Origin of the sequence: Streptomyces sp. NPDC051217 (assembly GCF_044455465.1) — a bacterium.
In the GTDB taxonomy this organism is placed as follows: Bacteria; Actinomycetota; Actinomycetes; order Streptomycetales; family Streptomycetaceae; genus Streptomyces.
In genome coordinates this window covers 267,460-290,754 of sequence record NZ_JBITEV010000012.1, presented here as the reverse complement: position 1 = coordinate 290,754, position 23,295 = coordinate 267,460, and the positions used below count along the sequence as shown (strand labels likewise).

Below are 23,295 nucleotides of genomic sequence, written 5' to 3'. Positions count from 1 at the left end.
ACGAACACGACCGTCATCCCTCACCCGACGGGCTGATACCGCTCACCTGCAACGAGATCCAACGACTGTTCATCACGCTCGTCATCCAACGCGTCTTTGACCCTGTCCACCAGCTTGGCTGGTCCGTCCGGCGACGCCGCCACTACCGGCGACAAGCCGCTCAAGCAGTAGATCGTGACCTTGCTCGCTAACTATGCGATCTGGTGGGCGGTAAGAGCCGGGCACAGGTCTTCCGACGACCGGCCGAAGATAGATCAGCGGCAGCAGCTCGCTGATCTTCGAGGAGACCGCCGACGTTCATCCGTCGTCTCGTCAACCCGCTTGTCGTTCACACGCCGTGGCCCGCCTTGACCGCCCAGCAGACGTGGTCACGGCCGCGGCCGGTACCGACAGTTGCGGACCACCGGTCGGCGACCGGCTTCATCACGCTGGCAGGCGAGCTCGGCTGTGAAGTGTTCCGCCTCTGCCTCCAGTGCGGCGGTCAGCATCCGCCGAGCACCCTGGCGGACGATCTCGTCGACCAGGAAACCGGCCTCGGTGGTGCCGTCTTCGTTGACTACGCTGACCACGAGCGGGCCTTCCGACCCACGTTCGCAGCGCAGGCCCACTCGGTGACTTGACGGTCACTCACTCGGGAAGGTAGGCCTTTCGCGTGTCCTCCAGATGAGCTGATCCACAAGCCCTGAGCATTGCTTCATCCGCCGCTAGGGTGAAGCGCACCCCCGACCACAGCCGCGTGTCCGTGCTGCGTGCCCCCATCAGAATCCTGCCCCCCAACCGTCGAACACGAGTCTCTTCCATGATCCCGTGTGCCCATTGCCTGTGCCGGTTCACCAGTGCTTGGCTTCACAAGCTCGGTGACTGTGCAACAGGCACGAACAGCTAGAACCGACGACAACTGCCCCGCGTGCGGGCGGTTCACGTCGGAAAGGAGAAAGCGTGAGTTGCTTACACGCGACCATATGCCCCCTTTTCCCCCACCTCAGGTCGAGTCTGCAGGGCTGGCGGGACTCCTACTGCGACAGCGAACACGAGTGGCGCGACTGTGCGCGCTACAGGGTGTCGCTCACCGCTGAGCGCGTGCCGATTGCCCTGCTGCCCAACGGAAAAACGGCACGCTACATCGACTTCACGGATACCGCCGCGTCCCCCTCCGATCCGTCCACCCCGACCACCTCCGTTCCACAGTCGCCCGACCCCGTCGGCCGGCCCGGCTCACAGGAGCACGGCTCCGAGGGCGGCTGGAGCCGGCTCGTCAAGTGGATGAAAGGCTCCGCATGAGTGCCTACTGGCCCTGGTGGGCGGGGGCCATTGGGCTTGCCGCTCTGACCATCGGTTACACCCTCGCCACCGATCGGTCCTTCGGCGTCTCGGGCGCGTGGGACCGTGTGCTGCACTGGCGGCGCGAACGCGAACGCGAACAGACGGAGGAGGAGTTCGCCGACGAACGCGCTCTCACCGCGGCACTCGTCAAGGCCAGCGCTGACCATTTCGCCGCCCTCCCGGTCGAACCAGCCCCACGGCATCAGTCACATGTGGAACCGTCGGCGGCTGCGGACCCGGCGGTCACGCGTCAGCGCCCGGCCCCGTTGGTCACTCAGGCTGCCCTGCTGATATCGATTTTCCTCGGTGGTCTGATCGCCTCCCTCGCCTCCGGACGGTTCGAACTCCGCCTCGACATGGGGCCGGGCTTCCGGGACCTGGTCACGGCCAGCCCGGTCGGCATGATCGTCCTGCTGTTCACGGGAGGCGTGCTGGTCGGCTTCGGTACCCGACTGGCCGGTGGTTGCAGCTCCGGCCACGGGCTCAACGGCTGTGGCCGGCGCGACCCGGTCAGCATCGTGGCGACGGCGACGTTCTTCGGTACCGCCGTCGCCGTGTCCTTCCTCCTGTGGAAGGTGATCTGATGCGTACCCGGGGCGGAATCCTGCTGGCCAACATCGTCACCGGGTTGGCGCTCGGCTTCACCGTCACCAGCATCGGCTTCGGTGACTACATCGAGCTGAGCCGCATGTTCACTTTCCAGGACCTGCGGATGCTCCTGTCGTTCGGCGGAGCAGTCGTGATCATCGTCTGCGTGTTCGCTCTGCTCAAGGTCCGTCGCACCCCAGGGCGCATACACGCCGGAGTGATCCCCGGCGCAGTACTGTTCGGAACGGGCTGGGCGATCTCCGGTGGCTGCCCGGCGATCCCGATCATCCAGGTAGCCAGCGGTTACCTGCCCGCACTGGTCACGATCGTCGGCATCGTTGTCGGCGTCCGGCTGTGCCGCTGGGTCAGGGGCCGTTACCTTCACATCGACAGCGGCTCGTGCGAACTGTGAGACCGGGCCGGAGCCTGAGGGCTGTCCCGTAATCCCCGGTGGATCAGCGCGCGGCGTCAGATGCGGTACATCGCAAGGCGGAGGGTCGTCCTCGTACCGGGCGTATTCGGGCGATCCGACAACACGGCGAGGTGCCGTAGCTGTCGTCGTGCGCCCGCCGGGGATTACGGGACAGCCCTTAGCCGCCCGGACATGACCGAACTGGGCAGTTCCGGTCGGCACGCCAGCGCGTGGTCATCGTTGTCGACGACACGTCCACCCCTTCAACCCCGAACAGAGCACGCGGGCGCTGATCTCGAAGTTCACCGAAACTTCGATGCCCTCACACAGAGGGCCGCCACCGATCAGAGGTGGACAAAGAGAATCCCAGGTCACTCACTGCCGTTCTAGTGGTCGTCGCAACACCCCAGCTCAGGGGATGCGATGGAGTTCGAAGCTCGGAAGGACCGGAGGCCCCAGGCCCCAGGGGCGCAAAAGGCTGCACGCTGGGCGGGAGGAATACTTCCGGCTTGTGCAGCAGGGATACAGCAGTGCAGAGGTGTCCAAGCGTGTAGGTGTCCACGTGCGGTCTGCTCGTGGGTGGCGCACGGTCGCCTGCTCAACAGCGGCAGAGTCGAGCCGCCCGTTCGTTCGCAACGGGCGGCCGTCCCTGTTTCCTCCGGCCGATACCTCGGCGAGCGGGAACGAATCCACATCGCCGACCGGCTGCGGGAGAAGGCGTCCATCCGCATGATCGCCGCCGAGCTGGGCCGCAGGTGTCGGGTCGCCGTTCCTGCCTGACACCCCGGAGGCACTGGTCGAGTTCACCCGCACCGTGATGCCCTGAGCATGGACAGTCACGCTGAACGGGGACTCGTCGGGCACCTTCTCCGTGTTTGCCCTGCGTAGCCCGTCATCTGCACAGCACGTTAACCGTCGGCCTGGAAACCGACCTTGGGCTGACGTGACGCGGATGACATTTCTCAGGGGCGGGCGTTGGCGTTCGGCTACGCGGCCGGCTCGTCCATAGTCGGCTGCAACGTCGCGCAGGGCGTTGAGTTCGGCGGTGTCGGCGTGAGGTCCTGGCGGAGTTTGGTGGCGACCCCAGTCGGCCGCGTACTGGCAGGGGCGTCGGCGATACGTCTTCTGCGGGCCCGCATCGGCTTCCGCTCTGCCTGTTACGTAAGTTCGGGCGCGTCGCGTGGTGGCGTGAGGGGGTGGGTGCGGGGTGGCCCCGGGTGGCGGAATTCTGCGGATCGCGGGAGCCGGGCGGGTCGGTGCGCGGCGCATCTACCGCATTGCCGGTGTTGTGTTTACCGGTGCGCTGGTGAGTGTCGCGGTGCTGCCGGCCTCGGCCGAGGACCGGAGGGCTCCGGCCCGTTCCGCGGTGGTCCTGGGCAGTATTCAGTACGACAGCCCGGGCTTCGACAACGGCAGTAACCGCAGCCTCAACGCGGAATGGGTCGACGTCAAAAACACCAGCCGCCAGGCCGTGAACCTCAAGGGCTGGACCCTGACCGACCGTGAGGGCAGCCGCTACCGCTTCGACCTGCGGCTCCCGGGCCGCTCCACCGTCCGCGTCCACACCGGAGAAGGCCGCGACACCCGCGCGGACGTCTACCAGGACAGCCGCCGCTACATCTGGTCCAACACCCGCGACACCGCCACCCTCCGCAACGACCGCGGCCGCACCATCGACACCGAATCCTGGTGCCCCCGCCGCTGACCCACACCGGTGGCCGCAGCCCCCCCTCCAGAGGGGACTGCGGCCACCGGCCCTTTCCGCCCAGCGGACAGCCTCCTCCACCCGCACGGGGAAGCATCTGCGGAACCTGGCCACCGCAGGACTGTGCCGGCGCTTGGACCAGCCCCGCCGATTCGCTGCACCCCCGATGCGGGTGGTTTCGAGGCGAACGCCGCCGCGCGTTGCGGACGTTGGCTTACCTTGGGGCGCCATGGACACCGAGCTGACTGACGATGAGCACCTGCGGGCCCCGGCCGCGCTGGAGGGCGTCGTCGGAAACAACAACGACACCCTGGCGGTCCTGGTGGGCGGTGCGGGCGAGCGCCCGCTGCCGGCCCTGCTGGCCGCGTACGGACAGCACACACTCCACCGCATCCTGATCGCCGCGTTCGGTATCGACGCCACCATGGACCGCGACGAAACAGGCCGACTGGTCGCGGAGATCAACAGTGATCCGATGGCCCGCATGGTCTTCCTCCTGACCGACGCCCTGCACCATCAGGCCGCTCTTGCCGGCGACGACCCCGCCACCGCCAAGCGGATCGGTGGGTCAATCCTGGGCGCGATCCACGCGATCCACGCGATCCACGCGATCCACGCGTTCACCGACGCCGCCGACCACGATGCCCCGGCCCTGCTGCGCGCGCTTCGCAGCGAGGTCCTTCGAGTGGACTGAACCGGAAACGGCTTGCACGCGGCGGCCGGGTGGCCGTTACGCCGAACGGGGCTTGCGGCCCGTGGCCTTCTTCGCTGCCTTCTTGGCCGGGGCCATCTTCGCGGCGGTCTTCTTGCGGGTCGGCATGTCGTGCACGGTGGCGTCCTCGCCGGTCTCGCCGCGGGACTCACGGGCTTGCTGTACGGACTGCTCCAGGTCAGCCGCTCGAGACGAGTTCGCGGACGGCAGGCGCGACTTCGGCGGCGAAGCGGCGAAGGAAGTCGGGCGACTGGACCCGGTACAGGAAGAACGTGTCGGTCTGTCCGGCCAGTACAAGCTCGGCCAACTGCTGGGCCCAGACAGCGGGGACCCCCTGCAGGAAGCCTGGGCCGACACCGAACTCGCCCTCGATGTTGTAGCCGCGACGGATGCTCTGCGGTGACCGGCCGGCGGCCTCCGCAGCCTCATCGATGATTTTGTTGGCGTCGGGCAACGCCTCGGGGGGAAGGAAGGGCGAACTGGGGATCCATCCGTCGCCGATGGCACCTACGACACGGAGCATGCGAGGCTGGTAAGCGCCGAACCAGATACCGATCTGGTGCACTGGTACGGGGCCGGGCCGAGCGCCGCCGAGCCTGTAGTGCGTGCCCTGGAATTCGACATCCCCTTTGGATGTCCACAGGGCACGGATGATGTGGGTTGCCTCCTCCAGCGCCTCGATGGACTGCCCGGCGGTGCGCGGGGGGCCACCCTCCGCCACGATGGACTCCCACATCTGCTGCGCTCCGGTACCGAGCCCCAGCTCGAACCGACCGCCGCTGAGGATGTCCAGGGTGGCGGCAGTACGGGCGATCATGGCGGGCGGCCGAAGCGGCAGATTGAACAGATTCGGCATTACCGTGATCCGCCGCGTCCTGGCCACCATGGCCGACAGCAGCGCGACCGTGTCCAGACGCTCGGGCCAGTACGGGTGGTCGGACAACGTGACGACGTCGTAGCCGAGTTGGTCCATGAGCTCGGCCCAGCCGACGACGTCCTGCGGGCGGTCAGCTGTCGGTTCCAGCAGCGCGCCGAACCGCACCCCTTTCATCACGCCACCGCCCCGCGAGCGCCGATCCGAGCCGGAGCGGCGGTGCCGTACACCCGTCGCGCGTGTGCCGCATAGGACTCCGAAGCCAGGTCCCCGATCACGCCGCTGATCTCGGGCGGCATCTGGGCGATGATGTCCCGCACTGTTTCGGGATCGGCCTCATACGCCATCATCCCGAAGATCAGCGGAATCTGCTCCGGCGCGACGTCCCCGGCGCTGTCGGCGATCATCTGGCCCCACTCGGCCGCAGTGATGTGGTTCTCGATCAGGGGAAGCGCGAGGTCCTCCTCGACGGCAAGGTGTTCGACGAGGTGCTCGTTCAGGCGGGTCACGGCGGCGGCGACGGCCTCGCCTTGTGCGGCATCCGCGGTGCCCCGCCACCGTGCCAGTCCAGCACGGACCTCGTCCAGCAGCGCGTCGATGGCCCCGTGCTGCTCCTCCATCACCCGAACCACCGAGTCGGCTTCTGCCCCCGCCCGCTCGGCCAGCCGTGGCCACAGGTGTTTGTCCTCGGCGACGTGGTGGTGGTGGAGGCTGTTGTCGACGACCTGGAAGTGGTCGGCCACGATCGCGGCGCGCTCGACGTCGCCGCCCGGCACCTCACGAATCAGAATCGGAGCGAGTCCGATCTCACGCCGGAACATGGTGTGCGCCATATACATGTCACGGACGTCTGCCATGGCTTTGTTGGTCATGGGTCGCTTTCCTGAGTCTTTCCTGCACGAGTTCTTCGATCGTAACTCTACGGGCCGTACCGCGCCGCGCAAAAGAAAAGTCCGGAATGCGAATTCGATTATCCACGAAGCGTACGCAGCGGCTTTATTCCAAATTTCTCCTCGTGCGCGGCGGCGAATCGGCCCGGATGCGCGAAGCCCCAACTACGGGCGATCGAGGCCACCGAGTCGACATACGGATCGGCGCTGCGGAGTTCTTCGTGCGCCCGGCGCAGGCGGACATCGCGCAGGTACTCCATCGGCGACATGCCCAGGTGCTGCCGGAACGCCTTCTGCAGGGTGCGTGCGCTGACGCCGCAGCGCTCGGCGAGAACCGACATCGTCAGCGGGGTCCCTGCGTCCGCCTCGATGACGTCGATGGCGGTGCGGACCGCTGTCGGCCGCGCCGCCGCTACCGGCGCGGCGAGCGCCTCCGTGTGCGAGTGGGTCGCCGCAAGCAGGAAGCCGTTGACCACGCTCTCCGCCAGCGGGCCCGCGACCAGCGGCTGTGCCAGCAGATTGTCCGGAGCGCTCGCGAGCTGTCGGTTAACCGAAAAGAGCAGGTCGGCCCAGCCACGACCATAGCCATCGGCGGTGTCCATGACCGGGCTGAAGCTGGCTCGGCTCGACACGCGGTCGCCGATGAGTCTGGCCAGAGCGGTCTCCAGCGTCGGCGCGTCGATGCGGATACACAACGCTCGGTAACCCGCCGGCCAGCGGCCGAAGAACGACCCGGCACCAGGCTGGTACACCGCCGATGATGTGCGGCTGACCTGCGTGTGCACACCGCGATGCCGCGATTCGAACCGTCCCAGAATCGGCAGTTGCACATAAAATCCGGTGCCGATGTCCTCACACTCGAGCCGCAGCTCGTCCTGGAACGCCACCTCGCCGATGTGGACAGGCCCGAGATCGGCGGATCGGTATGTCGACACCGTTACCTCGTCCTGCGGCACGGAATCGATCGTCAAGGAGTCCACGAGCATTCGATTCCTCCGAAACCGGCTTCTTATGGCAGGGTAATTTTTAAGCCTACTGCAATACGGACTTGCGGCTTGCGGCAGCAGAGGAGCATCCGGAAGAAGCCCCTGCACCACCGCGCGGGTGCCGCGAAACAGGCGTTCGGCGTGCCTCAGTGGCTCGCGCTACGGCTCCGGATGTGAGGCCCCGCGCAACGCGTGCCCCCTCCCGGAGGGCCCCGGCTGCACGTGGCTCGAGAGCCGCGGGATCGGGCGCCCACTCACTCCCTCGATCGAGGCAGTGCCGACTCCCTCTCCGGCCGGCTCGACGACCGGGCCGACCCCGACTCGCGGATCATGAAGAACAGCGACGGCGCCAACATCCAGACATACAACGCTCAGGCCGTCGTGGACGCCAAGCACCACGTCATCACCGCCGACGGCGTGGCGACCAACCCCTCGTACGCGCTGAACCACACCACCGCGCTCGACCAGTCGGCCCGGAACACCGGCCGCATCCCAAGCAGGCGCTGGTCGACGACGGCTACTGCTCCGAGGGCAATCCCAACGCCGCGAGGGCCCGAACCCCACCAGCACCTGCTGCGACTTCTGATGAACGGTTGTGCGATGTACGGGGCATGACGGCTCGCCCCCAAAGGAGGTGATCTGGTGAAGCCGCGCCGGCCACCGTGGGCCGGTTGATCCCAACTCTGCGCGAAGCGTTGACGGCTACGATGCTCAACCCTATGTTCCCGTTCGAAGTTACGAGCGCTATTCGAAATATCGAACGCCATGCGCAGGGAAGACGCATGCCGCTCGATGTCCCGGAACCGTGAAGACACAGGGATGGGCCTCGATGCAACAGACCTCACCGGGCCGCAGAAGCGTCCTCACCGGACTCGGCGCCCTTGCCGTGACAGGGAGCCTGGGTGTCGGAGCCTCCGGCTGTGCCGCTCCCACGGGGGCCGGAGCCGGAGGCACCCGGCTGCGGTACTGGCACCTCTTCGGCGGTGGCGACGGCGTCAACATGCAGGCGATGCTGGACGCCTACCACACGTCCCACCCCGGGATCGAACTTGAAGCGTCCACTCTCCAGTGGGGCCCGCCGTACTACACCAAGCTTGGCATGGCGGGCGCCGGCGGGCGCGCGCCCGAGGTGGCCGTACTGCACTTGGCCCGGCTGCCCGGCTTCGCGCCCCGACGGCTGCTCGACCCGTTCGACCTCGGCATGCTCGCCGACCACGGCATCTCGGCCGAGGACTTCCCCGAGGATCTCTGGCGGCGTGGCACGGTCGACGGCAGGCAGTACGCCGTCCCGCTCGACACCCACCCAATGGTGCTCTACCACAACACCGAAATCTGCGAGAAGGCCGGACTCCTCGGCAGCGACGGAAAGCTCAAACCCATCCAGGGGGTGAAGGAATTCACCGATGCCCTGCGTGCCGCCAAGAAGGTCACCGGGCAGCCGGGTCTGGTCACCGAGACACTCGGCAGCGACACCATCGGGCCCTGGCGGCTGTTCGCGACCTTCTACTCGCAGACCGGCGGGACGGTCCTGTCTCCCGACGCCGACCGGATCACCATCGACGACACCAAGGCGCTCGAAGTCCTCACCTACATGCGGGCGTTGACGGCCGATGGCCTGGCGGTGCGCCGAGTCAACTACAACGGCGGGATCGGTGTATTCAGCGCCGGCAGGACCGGTTTCCTCATCAACGGCGAGTGGGAGGTCAGCACATTCAAGACCACCGGGCTCCCCTTCTCCATGAGCCGGATACCCAATCTCTTCGGCCGCGCCAGCGTCTTTGCCGATTCCCACACCTTTGTACTGCCGCACCAGAGCGGCCGTGGCGGAGCGAGCAACGCGGCAGCCCATGCCTTCGTCGCCTGGATGCTCAGACACAGCGTCGACTGGGCCAAGGGCGGACACGTACCCGCCTATCTGCCCGCCCTTGAGGAGCCCGGTTATCTGGCGCTCCAGCCGCAGTCCGCGTACCGGTCCGTCATCGACGAGGTCGCCCTCGACCCCGAAGCCTGGTTCTCCGGCTCCGCCTCCGCGCTGGAGCTCGAACTCGGGGCTGTCTTCTCCGGGGTGCTCACCGGGTCACGAACGCCCGAGAACGCACTCGCCGAAACCAGGAAACGGCTCCGGAGACTGATCAACACCCCGCCCCCCTTCGGAGCCGCCGTATGACCACGACCGCTCCCGCCGCCGACGCCGCAACGACGCTTGCAGCCGCCCGGCCTGCCGGGGTGAGAACTGTCCGGCGCCGCTGGACCGAGCACGGACTGATCTTCATCCTGCCGTTCCTGATCGTCTACGCGTTCTTCCTGGTCTGGCCGCTGCTGTGGGGCGTCAAAATGAGCCTCGGCAACGACGACATCGCCGGCACCCGCTCCGACTTCATCGGCTTCGACAACTATGCCGAGGCGCTGGGGGACCCCGCTGTCTGGTCCTCGCTGTGGAACACCGTCTGGTTCACCCTTCTCAGTACCGTGCCCCTGGTTGTCATCGGCCTGGTGCTCGCCCTCCTCGCCCACCATCTGCGGGTGGTCAGCTGGCTGTGGCGGCTCAGCTGGTTCGCGCCCTTCGTGCTGCCGTCCGGCGTCGTCTGCCTGATGTGGCTGTGGGTCATCTACCCATCCGACTTCGGATTCGCCGACCAACTGCTCACCGCTGTCGGCATCGACCCCGGTATCGGCTGGCTCACCGACACCCGTTACGCGATGATCTCCATCGTCATCACCACCATCTGGTGGACCGTCGGCTTCAACTTCCTGCTCTATCTCGCCGCGCTCCAGTCCATTCCCCAGCACCTCTACGAGGCCGCCGAGATCGACGGCGCCGGAGCACGACACCGCCTGTGGCACATCACCCTGCCCCTGCTGCGCCGCACCACCGGTGTGGTGGTCGTGCTCCAACTGCTCGCCTCGCTGAAGATCTTCGACCAGATCTACATCATGACCGGCGGCGGCCCCGACGACTCCACACGCCCGATCCTCCAGTACGTCTACCAGGCCGGCTTCACCAACTATCGGATCGGCTACGCGTCAGCTGTCTCGTACATCTTCTTCGCCCTGATCGTGACCGTCTCGCTGATCCAGCTGCGGCTCACCCGCCGCTCCCGTGAGGAGGCCGCGAAGTGAGTACCGTCTCGGAAAGCCGTCGCCCGCGCTGGACGCCCGGCCGGATCACCATGCTCGTCTGCGCACTCGCGCTCGTCCTGCTGTGGGTGCTGCCACTCGCCTGGGCGCTGGCCACCTCGCTCAAGCCGGAGGCCGAGACGGCGCGGACGCCGCTCAGTTGGATCGGCTCGGAGATCACCTTCGACGCGTACGAAAGGGTGTGGGAATCGGGCGACCTGGGCCGCTGGCTGTTCAATACGGCCTATATCTCGGTGATGACCACCGTGCTGACCGTGCTGCTGTGCGCCATGGCCGCTTACGGCTTCTCCCGTACCGAGTTCCGTGGCCGCAGGCTGCTGTACGGGCTCGTCCTCGCCGGGATCATGGTGCCGCCGCAGGTGCTGATGGCCCCCCTTTTCGCCGAGATGGTCTCGCTCGGTCTGGTCGACACCTACTGGGGCGTGATCCTGCCTCAGATCGCCGTGCCCGCCATGGTCTTCATTCTGGTCAAGTTCTTCGAGGGGGTGCCGCGCGAACTGGAGGAGGCGGCCTATGTGGACGGCGCGGGCCGCTGGCGGGTGTTCTGGCAGATCGTCATGCCGCTCTCCCGCCCTGTTCTTGCCGCCGTCGCGATCTTCACCTTCATCCAGACCTGGAACAACTTCCTCTGGCCGTTCCTCGTCACCACCGACCCCAACGGCATGACACTCCCCGTCGGACTCGTCAACGTGCAGTCCAGCTACGGCGTCCGCTACGCCCAGATGATGGCCTCGGTCATCCTCGGAGGACTGCCGCTGCTCGTCGTCTTCGCCCTGTTCCAGCGGCAGATTGTGCGCGGTGTCGCCCACACGGGCCTCGCCGGCCAGTGAGCCCGCTTGCCGAGTCTCCCCGCCGGAGCCTCCTCTCCCGAAAGGTACGCATGACCGGCAACGACGCCCCCGCCCGCTTCACCCTCGACCCTGCCTTCAGCGTCGGGAATGTGGATCCACGCCTGTTCGGCTCGTTCGTCGAGCACCTCGGCCGCTGTGTCTACACAGGGATCTTCGAACCGGGACATCCTGCCGCCGATGAGGCCGGGTTGCGGCAGGATGTCCTCGGCCTCGTCCGCGAACTGGGGGTCACCGCCATCCGCTACCCCGGCGGCAACTTCGTCTCCGGCTACAAGTGGGAGGACGGTGTCGGCCCGGTGGAGGACCGGCCACGCCGCCTCGATCTCGCCTGGCGGTCGACCGAGACCAACCGCTTCGGCCTCGGCGAGTTCATCGACTTCGTCACGAAGGCCGGCGGCGAACCGATGATGGCGCTCAATCTGGGGACGCGCGGAGTCGCGGAAGCCCTCGAACTGCAGGAGTACGCCAATCACCCCGGCGGCACCGCGCTGTCCGACCGCCGCGTCGCGCACGGCGCCAAGGACCCGTACGGCATCCGGCTGTGGTGCCTGGGCAACGAGCTGGACGGCCCCTGGCAGACCGGCCACAAGACGGCCGAGGAGTACGGGCGGCTGGCCGCCGAGACCGCACGCGCGATGCGGCAGATCGAGCCTGGTGTCGAACTCGTCGCCTGCGGCAGCTCCGGCCGGTCCATGCCCACCTTTGCCGAGTGGGAGGCCACCGTCCTGACGCAGACGTACGACCTCGTCGACCACATCTCGCTGCACGCCTATTACCAGGAGCACGACGGCGACCGCGACTCGTTCCTCGCGTCCGCCGTCGACATGGAGTCGTTCATCGAGAGCGTCGTGGCCACCTGCGACCACATCGGCGCCCGGCTCAGGTCGAAGAAGCGGATCAGTCTCTCCTTCGACGAATGGAACGTCTGGTACCAGACCCGCCACCACGAGCAGCCGTCCCCCGACTGGGCCGAGGCGCCCAGGCTGCTGGAGGACAACTACACGGTCACCGACGCCGTCGTCTTCGGCTCGCTGCTCATCGCGCTGCTGCGGCACGCCGACCGGGTGAGAATCGCCTGCCTCGCCCAACTGGTCAATGTGATCGCCCCGATCATGACGGAGCCGGGTGGCCCGGCCTGGAAGCAGACCACGTTCTTTCCCTTCGCGCAGGCGTCCCGGTACGGGCGCGGACGGGTGCTCCAGGTCAATGTCACCGGCCCGACGCACGAGACAGCACGCTACGGCGCGGTGCCCCTGCTCCACGCCACGGCGACGGTGGACGAAGAGACCGGCACGGTGACGGTCTTCGCCGTCAACCGGAGCCTCGAGAAGACGCTGCGGCTTGAGGCCGGTCTGCGGGGGGTGGCGGTCGGCCGGGTCGTCGGACACAGCGTGCTGGCCGACGCGGACCCAGAGGCCAGTAACACCCTGGCCGATCCCGAGCGCGTCGTACCGCATGAAGGAAGAGGGACGACACTGTCCGACGGCACGCTCCGTGCCACGCTGGAACCGATGTCGTGGAACGTCATCAGCCTGGCCTGACAGGCCCGTTGGCCTGCCTGGAAACGTTCAAAGTGGGAGCGGACACCATTCCCGCGTTCGGCAACGGCACCGTCGTCTTCACCGACGACGGCGGCTCCGCGCGCCGGTTCCAGAAGGAGCACGACCGTGACCAGACGCTCGGGCCAATACGGGGGGTCGGACAACGTGACGATGTCGTAGCCGAGTCGGTCCATGAGCTCGGCCCAGCCGACGACGTCCTGCGGACGGTCAGCTGCCGGTTCGAGCAGCGCGCCGAACCCTCATCTTTGGATGTCCACAGGGCACGGATGTTGTGGGTAGATAGGCACACCCTCGGGAACCCTGGTGACGTCCACCTGGCCGTCGGCAAGCCGGACGCGGCCCGCACAAGCCGGCAACAGGCGCTGGGCGATCCTCGAAAAGGTCGACCACCCGGACGCCGAGGAGATACGGGGAAGACTCCGTCAACTGGGCGAATTCCGGTGAGGTCGAGCCGGACGACCGGGGCCGGATCTTCCCGGTCGACATCTCGATCGTCTCGGCGACGGCGTCACCCGCCGTCGTGTTCCGGACAGCGAGCGTCACCTCCGCCCCGGCAGAGGTCAACACACGAGCCGTCTCGATCCCGATGCCGGAGGAACCTCCCGTCACGATCGCGCGGACGCCGGTGAGGTCGACGCATCGCAGCACCTCTCTGGCCTGGGATTCCGGGAAAGGTCGTCGTCGTAGGGGTCGCTTCCCGGCCGACAGCGGGATCCGGCTGTACGCCGGCCGGACAGGACCACCGTCACGCGCTTCGACTTCGACGACCTCCACTTCGAGCGGCGCGGCTACGACCCGCAGATCGCCTACGCCCGGTCGAAGACGGCGAATTCTCTATTCGCCGTCGAAGCGACCCGCCTCTGGGCAGTCTCGACCGACCTGCTCCGCACCTGACCCCCGGTGGCCCTGAAACCACGCGGGCGGGTCGTCGACGGAGCATCCGCAGCAGGATTACCGGGCAGTGGGCGACCGGTTGCCGCGCGGAGTTACCGTCCCTGAGTCCTGGTGGATCAGGGACAGAGCGTCCTGCAGTGGCGGATACGAGCGGTGACAGAGATTGAGGAGGCGCCCCGCCATGACGGGTAAGAAGTGGCGACGGGCCGTGGTGCTGGGTGGGAGCATCGCGGGTCTGCTCGCGGCGCGGGCACTGTCGGAGGCGTACGACGAAGTCGTCGTGGTGGACCGGGACGAACTGACGGACCTCATGGGGAACCGGCGCGGAGTGCCGCAGGGGCGGCATGTGCACGGGATTCTGGCCCGGGGCCAGCAGATCTTCGAGGAGTACTTCCCCGGTATCACCGCCGAGTTGAAGGCTGCCGGCGCCGTCACGGGCGATGTGGCCGGGGACATCCGCTGGATCATGGACGGCGTCCCGATGAGCAAGGGCGACTCCCGGCTCCTCGTGGTATCCGTCGCCCGCTCCACGCTGGAGGCGCACATCCGGCGCCGGGTACGTGCGCTGGTGAACGTCCGTTTTCTGGACCGCACAGAGGTCGTGGGGGTCAGATTCTCGCCCGCCGCGGGCCATGTGACGGGCGTACGGACGGCCGAGCGCCAGGAGCCGGGCCGCCGGTCGGTCATCGACACCGACCTCGTGGTCGACACCATGGGACGCGGCTCGCAGGTCCCGCGCTGGCTCGAGGACCACGGATGGCCGGCCGTCCCGGAGGACCGGACCCAGGTAGGTCTCACCTACACCACCTGTCAATACCGGGCGGGTCCCGAGCCGTCGCCGGGGGACATCTCCGTCGACATCGTCGCCACACCCGACAACCCGCGCGGCGCGATATGCGCGCGTATCGACGGCGAGCGGCAGATCGTCACCGCGTACGGGATACTCGGCGACGTACCGCCCACCGATCCGGAGGGCTTTCTCGACTTCCTCAAGTCGCTCTCCTCGCCGGAGATTTACCAGGCGCTGATCGCAGACCGGGAGCCGCTCGACGCCCCGGTGTCCTACCGCTTCCCGGCCAGTCTGCGCCGCCGTTACGAGCGGGTGGACCGCTTCCCGGCCGGGCTGCTCGCGATGGGGGACTCGGTGTGCAGTTTCAACCCGACCTACGGACAGGGCATGACCGTCGCGGCCCTCGGCTCCCTCGTCCTGCGCGCCCACGTGACGGGCGACGGCCCGCCCGATCCCGCCGCCTACTTCCGCGATCTCGCGCGCGGCGCGGTGGACGAGGCATGGCGGCAGGCGCTCAGCAACGATCTGGGCTTTCCCGGGGTCGAGGGGGTCAGAACGCCGGAGATCCTCGCCGACCAGCGATACGTCGGCCGCGTTGTGGAAGCGGCGCAGCGGGACGGTGAGATCGCGGCGGCCTTCGCGCGCGTCGTCGGTCTCGTCGATCCGCCCGAGGCCCTGCGCTCCCCGAAGGTGCGTAACGCACTGAACGCCGACTGACCCCGGCCGGCCCCCGGGACCGGCCGCCCCGCACCGACCCGCGCGGGAACGATCCGCCCCCCCCACACACGGACAGGCAGCCCTGATGCAGATCTCCTTGAACGAGCTGGTCTTCGATGTCGACGTGGCGGGACCCGAGGACGGTGACCCCGTACTCCTGCTCCACGGGTTCCCGCACAGCCGGCAGTCCTGGAGCGAGATCGCGCCGATCCTGCACCGGGCCGGGCTGCGTACCGTCGCCCCCGACCAGCGCGGCTACTCACCCGGTGCCCGGCCGGAACCGGTGGCGGCGTACGCGCTCCCGGAGTTGGCGGGCGACGCCCTGGGCATCCTGGAAGCCCTCGGCATCGCCTCGGCGCATGTCGCGGGACACGACTGGGGTGCGGTCGTCGGCTGGTACCTGGCGGCACGCTTCCCGGCGCGGGTACGGAGCCTGACGGCGGCGGCGTTCCCGCATCCGGACGCCTACCAGTACGCGCTGCGGGTGGACACCGAGCAGCGGGACAACTCGGGGTACATCGAGACGCTCAGCGCCGAGGACGCGGCCGACTCCTTTCTCGCGAATGGGGCGGCCGGGCTTGAGGCGTGGTACCGGCAGGGTGGCGAGGGTGTGCTGAGCGAGGAGCAGATCCAGCGGTACATGCGCACCCACACCGGTCCCGGCACACTGGGGGCCGCGCTCAAGTGGTACCGGGCGGGGACGCTGCGGGACGACAGAATCCGGCTGGGGCCCGTCGCCGTGCCGGCCACCCAGATCTGGAGCGAACACGACCCGTCGGTCAGCGTCTTCGCCGCGGAGCGGACCGCGCAGCATGTGACGGGAGAGTACCGCTTCGTCCGTCTCCAAGGGGTCTCGCACTGGCAGCCCCAGCAGGCCCCGGAGACGATCGCCGCGGAGATCCTCCACCGGGCGGGCCGCGTCCGAACGTCGTAGGCGGTTCGTACGGCGCGGGCGGCCTCAGGGCCTGTCCCGCGAAGATCTGCCGGACAGGCCCTAGTCGTTCCATGCTCCGGCCGCCGCGGCAGCCTCGACGAACGCGGTGAAGTCGCGAGGGGGTCGGCCGAGCACCCGCTGCACCCCGTCGGACAGATGAGCCTCCTCGCCGTCCCGTATCCAGCCGAACAGCTTCGCCACGAAACGGGCCTGACCGGACGGGACTCCCCGTGCGGTGAGGCCCGCCACGTACTCCTCCTCGGAGACCGGCACATAGCGGACTGCGCGGCCGGTTGTCCTGGCGATCGTCTCCACGGCCTCAGCCATGCTCAGGGCGCGCGGCCCGGACAGTGCGTAGTCGCGGCCCTCGTGTCCCTCCTGGGTGAGGACCGCCGCGGCGACCTCGGCGATGTCCTCGGCGTCGATGAACGGCTCCAGCCCGTCGCCGCACGGCACGCTCACCTCCCCGGCCCGTACCGACGCGCCCAGGGTCTCGTCCGTGAAGCCCTGCATGAACCAGGTCGGCCGCAGAATCGTCCAGGCGGCCCCGGACTCCCGCAACGCGTCCTCCGTCGCCAGCAGTTCGGGCTCGGCGGAGTCGGCCCATCCGCGCGCGGAGAGCAGAACCAGCCGCTCGACACTCCGCTCGACGGCGAACGGGGCGAAGGCGCGCATCCGTTCGGCGGCGTGTTCGTTCTGCGCGTCCACCACATAGGCTGCCCGCGCTCCGGACACCGTGCTTTCCCAGGTGGACTCGTCGAACCAGTCGAACCGGGTCGGCGTGCCGCGGGCCACGGCCCTGACGTCCTCGCCCAACCGCCGGAGATGGGCCACCACATGCCGGCCGGTCGTGCCGGTGGCGCCGATGACCAGGACAGGACCGTGTCCGTTACCGCGTTCCATGCCGTCGAGTAGATCATGAACACCGGGAGGGCAGGGGGAGATCGCCCGAAGCGCTCGACGACCGGCAACAACGGCCGGGTCTTCGCCGGTCAGCAGGTGCTCGGGGCGTACTCAGGACGTGCGTCGGACGTCCGGTGTGTACCTCTCTTCCTCGTCCGCCGTGCTCTCGTGGTCCCTCGCCGCTCCCGCCTCCAGCGCGGCCCCGAAGGCGTCCTCGCCGAGGCCGGTCCGGATCCGCGCGGAGATCCGCTCCACGTCACCGCGCTCGGCCGGTGGCAGCGGCGCGCCCGACAGCGTCCTGGTCCGCGCCGCGGTCCCCAGCAGCCGCGCCGCCCTCGTGTGCCGGCCCGCGAGCGAGTGCGCTCCGGCGAGTCCCTCCAACGCCAGTGCCACGGCCCGTGAATCACCGGTCACCCGGGCGGTGGCCAGACAGTCCTGGTGCAGGGAGAGCGCGGCGGGGGCGTCGCCCCGCTGCTCGGCGACGAAGCCCAGTTCGGCCAGGACCAGGGTGAGTCCGGTGAAGGCCCCCCGGCTGCGGTTCCACTCGAGCCATGGCCGCAGATGCTCCTCCGCGGTGTCGAGCCGTCCCTGCCGCCGGGCGGCCAGCGCGAGTCCCAGCCCGGCGAATTGCTCCACCGGGCGGTTCCCCTGGTCGACCGCCAGCCGAAGGGCCCGCTCGTGGAGTTCGTCCGCCTCGGTCAGCCGCTCCGCCAGCAGGGCGATCCGGCCCAGCCCCGAGAGTTTGCGGGACACCTCCGACCACAGCTCCAGGGACTCGGCGATACGCAGCCCTTCCCGGTGCAGCCCGGCCGCCAGTTCGTAGTCGGCGTTGATCTCCGCGAGGACGCTCAGTACCTCCGTCGCCTTGAGCTGCCCCCACGCGTCACCCAGGCTGACGAACTGGGTCCGGGCTTCCAGGGCGTTGCCGCGCATCGCCTCCAGATTGCCCCGGGCCATCGCGAGCGCGGCCCGGATGCTCAGCGCCGCCGCCACACCCCAGGCATCACGCAGGGCCCGGAATTCGGCCAGGGCGCCGTTCATCCGCCGCTCGCCGGCAGTCAGCGCGCCCAGGCTCCACTCGGCGAACCCGAGGAACCACTCCGCCCTGGCTCGGCCCACCGTTCGCCCGTGCAGGTCCTCGTCCGGCGGGGCCTCGGCGTTCGCGTCGCTCTCGCCCAGCAGCATGCCGAGCCCGGTGTGCCAGGTCCTCGCCTCGGCCCGCTCGGTGGCCGGCGCCTCTCCCTCGGTGGCGAGCGCGGTCGCCAGTGCCCGGCATCCCTCACCGAGCCTGCCGCGCAGGAACCAGTACCAGCTAAGGGCGTTGACGAGCCGCAGCGCCCACTCCGCCGAGCCGGTGCGCCGCGCCTCGTCCAGGGCCTGCTGCAGATTGGCGGACTCGGCGTCCAGGAGCCGCAGCCAGCGCCGCTGGTCACGGCCGTGCAGATGCGGCCGGGCCCGCTCGGCCAGTTCGGTGTAGTAGTGCAGATGGCGGCGGGCCAACTCCGCGGTCTCGCCCAACTCATGGGTCTTGCGCTGGGCGTAGGCGGCGACGGACTCCAGCAGCCGGTAGCGCGGCAGGGAGGGGCAGTCCACCTTGATCACCAGTGAGCGGTCCACCAGCCGGGCCAGGTTGTCCAGTGTCTCGTCGCCGCGGGGTTCGGTGCTCGCGCACATGTCCTCGACGGTCTCCAGCGTGCAGCCCTCGGCATGTACGGCGAGTCCGCGCAGAAGTGTCTGCTCCGGCCCGCTGAGCAGGCTCCAGCTCCAGTCGATGGTCGCCTGGAGCGTCCGCTGGCGCTGCGGGGCGCCCCGGTATCCGCTGTTCAGTATCCGGAAACGGTCGTCGAGCCGGACCAGCAACTCCTCGATGCCGAGGGACCGTACGCGGGTCGCGGCCAGTTCCAGAGCCAGGGGCAGCCCGTCCAGCCGGCGGCAGATGTCCGTCACCTTGGGTGTGGTGATGTCGTCGAGGACGAAACCCGGGTCCACGGCCCTGGCCCGTGTGGCGAACAACTGGACGGCGCTGGAGCGTTGGAGCGCCGCGGTGTCGTTGTGCGGCGCCGGGAGACTGAGCGGCGGTACCGGCCAGATCGTCTCGCCCGGTAATCGCAGCCTCTCCTGACTCGTCGTCACCAGCTTGACGCACGGCGCGGCTTCGAGCACGGAGGTGACCAACTCGGCCACCGCGTCCACCACATGCTCACAATTGTCCAGGACCAGCAGGACCCGGCGGGAGGCGAGCGCCCCGACCAGCCGCCGTACCGAGCCGTCCGCCGGGTCGCCGACGCCGGGTGATTCAACCAGGAAGGCGGCGTTGGCGGAGTCCTCCCGGATGCCCATCACCGCCATCGCGTGCTCGGCGAGCTGGCCGGGGCCGGCGGGGCGTGCGGTGCCGCCGAGTCCCGCGAGTTCCACGAGCCATACGCCGTCCGGGAATTCGCCGTCCAGCTCGCGGGCCGTGGCGATGGCGAGCCGGGTCTTGCCCACCCCGCCGGGACCGGTGAGGGTGACCAGCCGACGCTCCCGTACCAGCTCCTGTACTTCGGCGAGCGCCTCGTCCCGCCCCACCAGCGGGTTGAACCCGGCGGGCAGATTGGTCCGGGACCGGGTGCCGGGGACGGAGTTCGACGCGCCTGTGGGGTACTGGAGTGCGGGATCCCGGCGGAGTATGGCCTGTTGGAGACTTTCGATGGCGGGACCGGGGGACAGCCCCAGTTCCTCGCCGAGCCGCCGCCGCAGCATCGCGTAGCTGTCGAGGGCCTCCGAGGAACGGCCGACCCGGTAGAGGGACCGCATCTGTACCGCCCGCAGCCGCTCCCGCAGCGGATGAGCGGCCACCAGGCTGGTGAGTTCACCGATCAGTGTGCTGTGCTCGCCGAGTTCGAGACGAGCCTCGGCATGCTCCTCGACGGCGGTGAGGCGCTCCTCCTCAAGACCGGCGACCGCTACCCGTACGAATGGCTCGTCCGCGAAGTCGGCGAACGCGGGCCCCCGCCAGAGCGACAGAGCATCCGTCAGCACGGCGGCCTTCACCCGCGGGTCCTCGATCGTGCGGGCGCGTTTCGCCAGTGTCCGGAAACGGTCGGCGTCCACCGACTGGTCCGGTGCTTCGAGCGCGTATCCGGGTGCCTTGTGGACGATCAGTTCCCGGCTGCCCGGCTCGGACTTCTCCAGCGCGCGCCGTAACTGGGAGACCTTCGCCTGGAGGGCTCCGAGGGAGTTGGCGGGAAGTGTCGAGCCGCCCCACAGATCCTCGACGAGTCTGTCGGCGGGGACCACCCGCCCCCGGTGGGCGAGCAGATCGGCGAGCAGGGCACGGACTTTCACCTCGGGTACACGTACCAACCTCTCCTTGGTCGCCCATACCTCCAGCGGTCCCAGCACCCCGAATCGCATGAGGGAAGCCTAACTCAGTGGCCACACAGGTCTCAGGATTACCACAGGTCACACTGGCCACAAGACCCAGGTCACACTGGCCACTAGGTCGTCCGGATGCGGCCCGAAGCGGATCCGAAGGAAACCCGAAGGCATATGCCGCACAGTGATTCCGGCAGGGATGTGACACCGCGAAGGGGATGGGGCTCTGATGGGGGACACGGACCGACTGCGGCTGGCGATCATCATCGGGAGCGTCAGACTGGGCCGGTTCGGGCCCGTCGCAGCGGAGTGGCTCGCGTCGAGGGCACGGCTGCGCGACGACTTCGATATCGACCTCATCGATCTGGCCACCGCCTGGCTGCCGGATGTGATGTCCACCGAACTCTCGGCCCGTAAGCCCGAGGCCGTCCAGGATCTCGCGCCCTGGCTGGCCGCCGCCGACGCCTTCGTCGTGGTGACACCCGAGTACAAGCAGAGCTTCCCCGCGTCACTGAAGAGCGCCATCGACTGGTACGACGAGGAGTGGCACGCCAAGCCCGTCGGATTCGTCTCCTACGGCGGGGCGTCGAGCGGACTGTGCGCCGTGGCCCAGCTCCGTCAGGTCTTCGCCGAGGCCCATGCTGTGACGGTCCGGGAGACCGTCAGCTTCCACGAATACAAGGACCGCTTCGACGCGGCCGGCCGGCCCTTCGACGCCGAGGGCTGTCATGAAGCCGCCCGCGCCATGCTCGACCGGCTCGCCTGGTGGGCCCGTGCGTTACGCGAGGCGCGCGCGGCCGAACCGTACGCACGCGCGACGGAGCCTCGCTGAGGAGAGTGACCCATGCAGAGCGGAGGGACAAGCGTCATGGACAGTGAGTGGTTCAGACGGTATGTGCGTACGGGTGCCGGTGTGCTGAACACCGCGATGGCCCAACGGCGGTATCCCTCCGCGGCCACCACCAGCCGCGGTAACCGCCCTCATCACCAAGGCATACGACGACCTCGCCGAGGCCGTACAAGAAGCCGTCGACACCGCGCCGCACGAGGCGGACCTGCACCAGGGCGTCCCGGTTCGGGAAGTAGTGACAGAGGGCCTGCACGGTCCTCCGCAGGGTGCGGGCTACGGCGCGCAGAACGCTGCAAGCTGTCTGAAAAATCTAACACTGCCAAATTCTGAGTGCGGCCCCCTACCGTCGTAAGTGCAAGGCGGTGGTCGAGGGGGCCCTGTCGGCGGCTGCCGTCTCTCTTCGATGCTTACGCGGCGAACTCGACAAGGTGGCCGAAGCGATCATGGATCGGACGGCGGCCCGGCCGTCGGGCCGGGAGGTGTAGCGCCGGGCGTGCGGGCCGGCGTCGCGGGGGAGCGGGGTTTCTGAGAACCCCGTTGTTATTACCGGTGAATTTACAACGGTGTAAAGAATGCCGGGGGTCGGTAGCGCGTCGGACCGCCCCGAGCGGTCCGGACATGTCCGGAGCGATCAGCCAGGATCCGCCGTACGCGGTCCTGTACGTCCCGGGGGAGCGGGACGGTCGTCGCGCCCCACTCCGACCGCTGCATATCGGGCCGTGGCAGTACGGCCCGCGTACTTCGTCGAATCAGGGCACACTTCGCCCATGAGGGGACAAGCGTGGAGTTCAGGATTCTGGGTCCGTTAGAGGTGTCGTTCCGGAACGAGACGTTGCCGCTGGGGGGCTTCAAACAGCGTGCGGCGTTCGCGTTGCTGCTGTTGCGGGCCAACAGAGTGGTGGCCACCAGCGAGATGCTGGCCGCCCTGTGGCCGGAGGAGGAACTGCCGGCGACCGCCCGGAAGATCGTGCAGAACGCCGTATGGGGTCTGCGGGCCATACTCTCCGAACGGCCCGGCCACCACGGTCCCGACGACGGTTACCGTCCCGAACTGCTCACCCAGGCACCCGGATACATCCTGCGGGTCGACCCCGACAGGCTCGACGTGAACCGGTTCGACGGGCGGGTCACCGAAGGTCGGGCCCTGCTGTCCTCGGGTGATACCGAGAAGGCGGCGAGGCTGCTGCGCGAGGCCCTTGGCGAGTGGCGCGGCCCCGTCCTGGCGGATCTCGCCGAACACGGCGTGGCCTGGCCGGAGTTGACCGCCCTCCAACAGTTGCGGCTTGATGTCATGGAGGACCGATTCGAGGCCGAACTGCGGTGCGGCCGTCACCAGGGAGTGCTCGGCGAACTGGTCTCGCTGGTCGCGGCGGAACCACTGCGGGAACGGCTGTGCAGACAGCTGATGCTCGCCTTCTACCGCTGCGGCAGGCAGGCCGAGGCCCTCGGCGTGTTCAACCGGGTGCGGCAGGCGCTGGTCGAGGAGTACGGTCTGGAGCCCTCCCGCGACCTCCAGCTCCTCCAGCAGGGCATCCTCGCCCAGGATCCCGCGCTGATCCCCCCGATGGACGCGGGTGGCGAGCGGCTCGTACTCGCCGACGCGGGACCGCCGCACGGCGGCCCGCCGCAGGGGGCCGCCGAGCCGGTACGGCAGAGTCCCCGCGTCGGCGACGAGCACCGCCCGGCGGGGGGGGCGCCCCCCCCCCCCCCCGGGGCCCCCCCCCCCCCGCCGGGGGCCCCCCCCCCCCCCCCCGACGCGTCACCCGGCGGAGGCGCGGCGGCCAGCAGCGTCGCCACACCCGTTCCGGG

General features: G+C 68.7%; 20 protein-coding genes and 3 pseudogenes. 16 read left to right on the top strand and 7 right to left on the bottom strand.

Annotation, left to right across the window (positions count from 1 at the left end):
- Positions 1 to 191: pseudogene (locus tag ACIBBB_RS25945) on the top strand (hypothetical protein); the annotation flags it as partial.
- A 177-nt stretch (positions 192 to 368) separates the two neighbouring features.
- On the opposite strand, the gene ACIBBB_RS25940 reads toward ACIBBB_RS25945, so the two are convergent.
- Positions 369 to 569: a hypothetical protein gene (locus tag ACIBBB_RS25940; RefSeq protein ID WP_398985934.1), complete on the bottom strand. Its 201-nt coding sequence runs from the start codon at positions 567 to 569 to the stop codon at positions 369 to 371.
- Positions 570 to 1,080: 511 nt separating this feature from the next.
- Between ACIBBB_RS25940 and ACIBBB_RS25935 the strand changes: the two genes are divergently transcribed.
- From ACIBBB_RS25935 to ACIBBB_RS25915, 5 genes are all read left to right on the top strand, one after another.
- Positions 1,081 to 1,281 carry a hypothetical protein gene (locus ACIBBB_RS25935; protein ID WP_398985932.1) on the top strand — a complete coding sequence of 67 codons (201 nt, stop codon included), beginning with the start codon at positions 1,081 to 1,083 and terminating at the stop codon, positions 1,279 to 1,281.
- Positions 1,278 to 1,907 (top strand): YeeE/YedE family protein, encoded by a 630-nt coding sequence (locus ACIBBB_RS25930; RefSeq protein ID WP_398985930.1) that lies wholly within the window; start codon positions 1,278 to 1,280, stop codon positions 1,905 to 1,907. The genes ACIBBB_RS25935 and ACIBBB_RS25930 overlap by 4 nt, the downstream gene beginning before the upstream one ends.
- On the top strand, positions 1,907 to 2,323 hold the full coding sequence (locus ACIBBB_RS25925; RefSeq protein ID WP_189110262.1) for a YeeE/YedE thiosulfate transporter family protein: 417 nt from the start codon (positions 1,907 to 1,909) through the stop codon (positions 2,321 to 2,323). The genes ACIBBB_RS25930 and ACIBBB_RS25925 overlap by 1 nt, the downstream gene beginning before the upstream one ends.
- A 1,306-nt stretch (positions 2,324 to 3,629) precedes the next feature.
- Entirely contained in the window at positions 3,630 to 4,028 is a 399-nt protein-coding gene (locus ACIBBB_RS25920) for a lamin tail domain-containing protein (RefSeq protein WP_398985928.1), read from the top strand.
- A gap of 229 nt (positions 4,029 to 4,257) precedes the next feature.
- Positions 4,258 to 4,722 carry a hypothetical protein gene (locus ACIBBB_RS25915; RefSeq protein WP_398985926.1) on the top strand — a complete coding sequence of 155 codons (465 nt, stop codon included), beginning with the start codon at positions 4,258 to 4,260 and terminating at the stop codon, positions 4,720 to 4,722.
- Between the two features lie 196 nt (positions 4,723 to 4,918).
- On the opposite strand, the gene ACIBBB_RS25910 is transcribed toward ACIBBB_RS25915, so the two are convergent.
- The 3 genes from ACIBBB_RS25910 to ACIBBB_RS25900 form a co-directional block, all read right to left on the bottom strand.
- The gene (locus ACIBBB_RS25910; protein ID WP_398985924.1) at positions 4,919 to 5,782 is read right to left on the bottom strand and encodes an LLM class flavin-dependent oxidoreductase; all 864 of its coding nucleotides are present in this window, start codon (positions 5,780 to 5,782) and stop codon (positions 4,919 to 4,921) included.
- A gap of 8 nt (positions 5,783 to 5,790) precedes the next feature.
- Positions 5,791 to 6,486 carry a hemerythrin domain-containing protein gene (locus ACIBBB_RS25905; RefSeq protein ID WP_398985922.1) on the bottom strand — a complete coding sequence of 232 codons (696 nt, stop codon included), beginning with the start codon at positions 6,484 to 6,486 and terminating at the stop codon, positions 5,791 to 5,793.
- Between the two features lie 98 nt (positions 6,487 to 6,584).
- Positions 6,585 to 7,490 carry an AraC family transcriptional regulator gene (locus tag ACIBBB_RS25900; RefSeq protein WP_398985920.1) on the bottom strand — a complete coding sequence of 302 codons (906 nt, stop codon included), beginning with the start codon at positions 7,488 to 7,490 and terminating at the stop codon, positions 6,585 to 6,587.
- A gap of 222 nt (positions 7,491 to 7,712) precedes the next feature.
- On the opposite strand from ACIBBB_RS25900, the gene ACIBBB_RS25895 reads away from it, so the two are divergent.
- The 5 genes from ACIBBB_RS25895 (at position 7,713) to ACIBBB_RS25875 (ending at position 13,020) form a co-directional block, all read left to right on the top strand.
- Positions 7,713 to 8,105 (top strand): hypothetical protein, encoded by a 393-nt coding sequence (locus tag ACIBBB_RS25895; protein WP_398985918.1) that lies wholly within the window; start codon positions 7,713 to 7,715, stop codon positions 8,103 to 8,105.
- A gap of 214 nt (positions 8,106 to 8,319) precedes the next feature.
- Positions 8,320 to 9,657 (top strand): extracellular solute-binding protein, encoded by a 1,338-nt coding sequence (locus tag ACIBBB_RS25890; RefSeq protein ID WP_398985916.1) that lies wholly within the window; start codon positions 8,320 to 8,322, stop codon positions 9,655 to 9,657.
- Positions 9,654 to 10,610 (top strand): carbohydrate ABC transporter permease, encoded by a 957-nt coding sequence (locus ACIBBB_RS25885; RefSeq protein ID WP_398985914.1) that lies wholly within the window; start codon positions 9,654 to 9,656, stop codon positions 10,608 to 10,610. Before ACIBBB_RS25890 ends, ACIBBB_RS25885 begins: the two co-directional genes overlap by 4 nt.
- 50 nt (positions 10,611 to 10,660) lie before the next feature.
- On the top strand, positions 10,661 to 11,458 hold the full coding sequence (locus ACIBBB_RS25880) for a carbohydrate ABC transporter permease (RefSeq protein WP_398985945.1): 798 nt from the start codon (positions 10,661 to 10,663) through the stop codon (positions 11,456 to 11,458).
- A 50-nt stretch (positions 11,459 to 11,508) separates the two neighbouring features.
- Positions 11,509 to 13,020, top strand: a complete 1,512-nt coding sequence (locus ACIBBB_RS25875) for an alpha-N-arabinofuranosidase (RefSeq protein WP_398985912.1) — start codon at positions 11,509 to 11,511, stop codon at positions 13,018 to 13,020.
- 480 nt (positions 13,021 to 13,500) lie between these two features.
- On the opposite strand, the pseudogene ACIBBB_RS25870 reads toward ACIBBB_RS25875, so the two are convergent.
- Positions 13,501 to 13,689: pseudogene (locus ACIBBB_RS25870) on the bottom strand (SDR family NAD(P)-dependent oxidoreductase); the annotation flags it as partial.
- A 108-nt stretch (positions 13,690 to 13,797) separates the two neighbouring features.
- Between ACIBBB_RS25870 and ACIBBB_RS25865 the strand changes: the two are divergent.
- From ACIBBB_RS25865 to ACIBBB_RS25855, 3 genes and pseudogenes are all read left to right on the top strand, one after another.
- Positions 13,798 to 13,908: pseudogene (locus ACIBBB_RS25865) on the top strand (oxidoreductase); the annotation flags it as partial.
- Between the two features lie 208 nt (positions 13,909 to 14,116).
- The gene (locus ACIBBB_RS25860; protein ID WP_398985910.1) at positions 14,117 to 15,442 is read left to right on the top strand and encodes an FAD-dependent oxidoreductase; all 1,326 of its coding nucleotides are present in this window, start codon (positions 14,117 to 14,119) and stop codon (positions 15,440 to 15,442) included.
- 85 nt (positions 15,443 to 15,527) lie between these two features.
- Positions 15,528 to 16,376, top strand: coding sequence for an alpha/beta fold hydrolase (locus ACIBBB_RS25855; RefSeq protein ID WP_398985908.1), 849 nt, complete (start codon positions 15,528 to 15,530; stop codon positions 16,374 to 16,376).
- A 60-nt stretch (positions 16,377 to 16,436) separates the two neighbouring features.
- Here ACIBBB_RS25855 and ACIBBB_RS25850 read toward each other — a convergent pair whose 3' ends face one another.
- Together ACIBBB_RS25850 and ACIBBB_RS25845 are read right to left on the bottom strand one after the other, a co-directional pair.
- Positions 16,437 to 17,279, bottom strand: a complete 843-nt coding sequence (locus ACIBBB_RS25850; protein ID WP_398985906.1) for an NAD(P)H-binding protein — start codon at positions 17,277 to 17,279, stop codon at positions 16,437 to 16,439.
- Positions 17,280 to 17,390: 111 nt separating this feature from the next.
- Positions 17,391 to 20,675: a BTAD domain-containing putative transcriptional regulator gene (locus ACIBBB_RS25845; RefSeq protein WP_398985904.1), complete on the bottom strand. Its 3,285-nt coding sequence runs from the start codon at positions 20,673 to 20,675 to the stop codon at positions 17,391 to 17,393.
- 190 nt (positions 20,676 to 20,865) lie between these two features.
- On the opposite strand from ACIBBB_RS25845, the gene ACIBBB_RS25840 reads away from it, so the two are divergent.
- Complete coding sequence (locus ACIBBB_RS25840; RefSeq protein ID WP_398985902.1) at positions 20,866 to 21,468, top strand: NADPH-dependent FMN reductase; 603 nt, start codon at positions 20,866 to 20,868, stop codon at positions 21,466 to 21,468.
- A 799-nt stretch (positions 21,469 to 22,267) separates the two neighbouring features.
- Positions 22,268 to 23,295, top strand: a 1,028-nt coding sequence (locus ACIBBB_RS25835) for a BTAD domain-containing putative transcriptional regulator (RefSeq protein ID WP_398985900.1), incomplete at its 3' end; no start/stop codon positions are given.